This window comes from Mesorhizobium sp. M1A.F.Ca.IN.020.06.1.1, assembly GCF_004023265.1.
Taxonomy (GTDB): Bacteria; Pseudomonadota; Alphaproteobacteria; order Rhizobiales; family Rhizobiaceae; genus Mesorhizobium.
Map to the genome: position 1 here is coordinate 1 of NZ_RZSR01000514.1, position 4,251 is coordinate 4,251.

At 65.6% G+C, this 4,251-nt stretch carries 3 protein-coding genes; 2 read left to right on the forward strand and 1 reads right to left on the reverse strand.

Going from position 1 to position 4,251, the window contains the following annotated elements; genetic code table 11:
• Both EOA60_RS21075 and htpG read left to right on the forward strand, forming a co-directional pair.
• A partial coding sequence (locus EOA60_RS21075) for a TCP-1/cpn60 chaperonin family protein (protein WP_281060761.1) occupies window positions 1-373 on the forward strand: 373 nt, incomplete at its 5' end.
• Window positions 374-644: 271 nt separating this feature from the next.
• Window positions 645-2,537, forward strand: coding sequence for a molecular chaperone HtpG (gene htpG, locus EOA60_RS21080; RefSeq protein WP_095824638.1), 1,893 nt, complete (start codon window positions 645-647; stop codon window positions 2,535-2,537).
• A 160-nt stretch (window positions 2,538-2,697) separates the two neighbouring features.
• On the opposite strand, the gene EOA60_RS21085 is transcribed toward htpG, so the two are convergent.
• A partial coding sequence (locus tag EOA60_RS21085; RefSeq protein WP_164899440.1) for an ABC-F family ATP-binding cassette domain-containing protein occupies window positions 2,698-4,251 on the reverse strand: 1,554 nt, incomplete at its 5' end.

Genomic DNA, 4,251 nt, shown 5'->3' on the forward strand with positions numbered 1-4,251 from the left:
GCTCAGGGCCGCCAATGCGCTCGACGCGGTGGCTGCCGACAACCCCGACCAGAGATACGGCGTCGACATCGTGCGGCGCGCCATCGAGGCGCCGGCGCGTCAGATCGCCGAGAACAGCGGGGCGGAAGGCTCGATCATCGTCGGCAAGCTGCGCGAGAAGACCGATTTCGCCTATGGCTGGAACGCCCAGACCGGCGAATATGGCGATCTTTTCAGCCAGGGCGTTATCGATCCGGCCAAGGTCGTGCGCACCGCGCTGCAGGATGCAGCCTCGATCGCCGGCCTGCTCGTCACCACTGAGGCGATGGTCGCCGAGAAGCCGAAGAAGGAAGCGGCACCCGCCATGCCCGCCGGCGCCGGCATGGACTTCTAGGACGCTGGGGAGGCGCGGCGCCGACACAGCCAATCTCCCCCGACAGGGTTCAATTGGGGGAGATTGGTCGGCAGGGCAAAAGGGAGCGCGAGGGAAACGGCACCCTTCTGAATTGACAAGAACCGGAAAAGCGAGAAAGCACTCCGCGACAGATCGGCTGGCGGGACGCGTCCCCTTTGTCCTGTCGGACATCTCCCCTCATCGGCGGAGATCGGCAGCTTCGACACGCCGCGGCGCGACGGGCCAGAGTTACTATGTGGGAAGATTCTGAATGACGACGGATACCAAGACGACGGAAACCAGGACATTCGAGGCGGATGTCTCGCGGCTGCTGCACATGATGGTGCATTCGGTCTATTCGGACCGGGACGTCTTCCTGCGCGAGCTGATCTCCAACGGCGCGGACGCGTGCGAGAAGCTGCGCTTCGAAGCGATCACCCGTCCCGAGCTGCTGGGCGAGGACGCAAAGCCGCGCATCACTATTTCGGCCGACCCCGACAACAAGCAGCTTGCCGTCGAGGACAACGGCATCGGCATGGGCCGCGAGGAGATGGCCGAGGCTCTGGGCACCATCGCACGCTCCGGCACCCGTGCCTTCATCGAGCGCGTCGAGGCTGGCAAGGCGACTGAGGACTCGCAACTCATCGGCCAGTTCGGCGTCGGCTTCTACTCCGCTTTCATGGTGGCCGATCATGTCGATGTCATCAGCCGGCAGGCCGGCAGCGAGGAAGCCTGGCGCTGGTCTTCCGACGGCAAGGGCACCTACGAGATCGCTCCCGTGCCGCTTGCGGCAGCTCCCAGGCGCGGCACGCGCGTCGTGCTGCATCTGATGGACGATGCGAGTTCCTACACCACGCCTTACCGGCTCGAAGGGCTGGCGAAGTCGCAGTCCGGCCACGTGCCGGTGCCGATCACGCTTGTTGAGAAGCCGGGCGCCGAGCCGCGCGATGTCGCCGACGGCACGGCGCTCTGGGTGAGGCCGAAGAGCGACATAAAGCCCGAGGAATATACCGACTTCTACCGCAGCATCGCCGGCCAGTATGACGAGCCGGCCGCCACCATCCACTTCCGCGCCGAGGGTCGGCACGAATACAGCGCACTTGCCTTCGTGCCGGGCTCGCGTCCGTTCGATCTCTTCGACCAGGACCGCAAGGGTCGTATGAAGCTCTACGTGCGGCGCGTCTTCATCACCGACGATGCCGACGTGTTGCCGCGCTACCTGCGCTTCGTGCGCGGCCTGGTCGATTCCGCCGATCTGCCGCTCAACGTCTCGCGCGAGATGATCCAGGAAAGCCCGCTGCTCGCCGCGATCCGCAAGGGTGTCACCAACCGCGTCCTCGGCGATCTGGGCAAACTCGCCGATAACGATGCCGAGGCCTACGCCAAGATCTGGGAGAATCTCGGCGTCGTGCTCAAGGAAGGCATCTACGAGGACTACGAGCGGCGCGAGCAGCTGCTGAAGCTCGCCCGCTTCCGCTCGACCGCTTCCGGCGAGACGCTGCGCAGCCTGGCCGATTATGTCGCCGCGATGAAGGAAGGGCAGAAGGCGATCTTCTTCATGGCCGGGGAAGACCGCGCCCGGCTCGAGGTCTCGCCGCAGCTCGAAGGGTTCCGGGCGCGCGGCATCGAAGTGCTGCTTTTGACCGATCCGGTCGACAGTTTCTGGACGACGATGGCGCCGGAATTCGACGGCAAGCCAATCAAATCGGTGACGCAGGGCGCGGCCGAACTGTCGGAGATCCCGCTGCTCGACACCGCGTCCAAGCCGGATGCCGAAATCTCGTCCGAAATCGCGACCTTCCTGGCCTTCGTGAAGACGGCGCTGGGAGACGAGGTCTCGGACGTGAAGGCCTCCGACCGCCTGACCGAAAGCGCGGTCTGCCTGGTCGCACCGGAGCACGGTCCCGACCGCCAGTTCGAGCGGCTGCTCAACGCCGCCGGCCGCCTCGACAAGGCGGCGAAGCCGATCCTCGAGATCAACCCGCGGCACGAGCGCGTCACGGCGCTGGCGAAGCTCGGCGACGGCGAGCGCGCTTTCAAGGAAGACGCCGCGCATCTGCTTTACGACGAGGCGCGCGTGCTGGACGGCGACAAGCCAGCCGATGCCAGGGCGTTTTCGGCGCGGCTTGCTCGCCTGATCGAGCGCGGTTTGGCGAGGGAGTAGTGGGGGCGTTGGGCGCCTCACGGAGCCCGGATCCTGCCGTGACTTCTCACGAGGAGGCGGCGCAAGGGTGAGATCGGTCGCGATCCTTCGCGCCCCCCTCTGTCCTGCCGACGGGTCAAGGCTTCTCCACGCTACTACGCTCGGAGGTCAGAGCGCCGCCCTACCCCCTCAGCCCCGGTGCCTCTTGCCCCGTCCTGGCGACATATTCCGTATAGCCGCCGCCATAGGTGTGGATGCCATCCGGCGTGAGCTCCAGCACGCGGTTCGATAGTGCGGACAGGAAATGGCGGTCGTGCGAGACGAACAGCATCGTGCCTTCATATTGCGCCAGCGCCTCGATCAGCATCTGCTTGGTCGCCATGTCGAGGTGGTTGGTCGGCTCGTCGAGCACCAGAAGGTTCGGCGGATCGAACAGCATCAGCGCCATGACCAGCCTTGCCTTCTCGCCGCCCGAGAGCACGCGGCACTTCTTCTCGATCTCGTCGCCGGAAAAGCCGAAGCAGCCGGCTAAAGCCCTGAGCGGTGCCTGGCCGGCCTGCGGGAAATTGTCTTCCAGCGTCTGAAACACGGTGCGCTCGCCGTCGAGCAGTTCCATGGCGTGCTGGGCGAAATAGCCCATCTTGACGCTCGGACCGCGCGCCACCGAGCCCTCATCTGGCTCGGAGGCGCCGGCCACGAGCTTCAAAAGCGTCGACTTGCCGGCGCCGTTGACGCCCATCACGCACCAGCGCTCGCGGCGGCGGATCTGGAAGTCAAGGCCGGCATAGATCGAGCGGCTGCCATAGGATTTGTGGATGCCCTTCAGCGTCGCCACGTCCTCGCCGCAGCGCGGCGCAGGCTGGAACTCGAAGGCCACCGTCTGGCGACGCTTGGGCGGCTCGACGCGGTCGATCTTGTCGAGCTTCTTCACCCGGCTCTGCACCTGGGCGGCGTGCGAGGCGCGCGCCTTGAAGCGCTCGATGAAGGCGATCTCCTTGGCAAGCATCGCCTGCTGGCGGTCGAACTGCGCCTGCAGCTGCTTGTCGGCCAGCGCCCGCTGCTCCTGGTAGAATTCGTAATTGCCGGAATAGGAGGTGAGCGCGCCGGCGTCGATCTCGATCACCTTCGAAACGATGCGGTTCATGAACTCGCGGTCATGCGAGGTCATCAGCAGCGCGCCGTCATAGTCCTTGAGGAATTTCTCCAGCCAGATCAGGCTCTCAAGATCGAGATGGTTGCTCGGCTCGTCGAGCAGCATGACGTCGGGCCGCATCAGCAGGATACGGGCGAGCGCGACGCGCATCTTCCAGCCGCCGGAGAGTTTTGCAACGTCGCCGTCCATCATCTCCTGGGAGAAGCCGAGGCCGTCGAGCACCTCGCGGGCGCGGCCGTCGAGCGCATAGCCGTCGAGTTCCTCGAAGCGGTGCTGCAACTCGCCATAGCGCTCGATGATCGCGTCCATCTCGTCGGCGCGGTCGGGATCGCCCATGGCGTGCTCGAGCTCGCGCATCTCGGCTGCGACGGCGCTCACCGGGCCGGCGCCTTCCATCACCTCGGCGACGGCGCTCATCCCCTCCATGTCACCGACATCCTGGCTGAAATAGCCGATGGTAACGCCGCGATCGACTGAGACTTGGCCTTCGTCCGGCTGCTCCTGGCCGATGATCATGCGGAAGAGCGTCGTCTTGCCGGCGCCGTTCGGGCCGACGAGGCCGACCTTCTCGCCCTTCTGCAG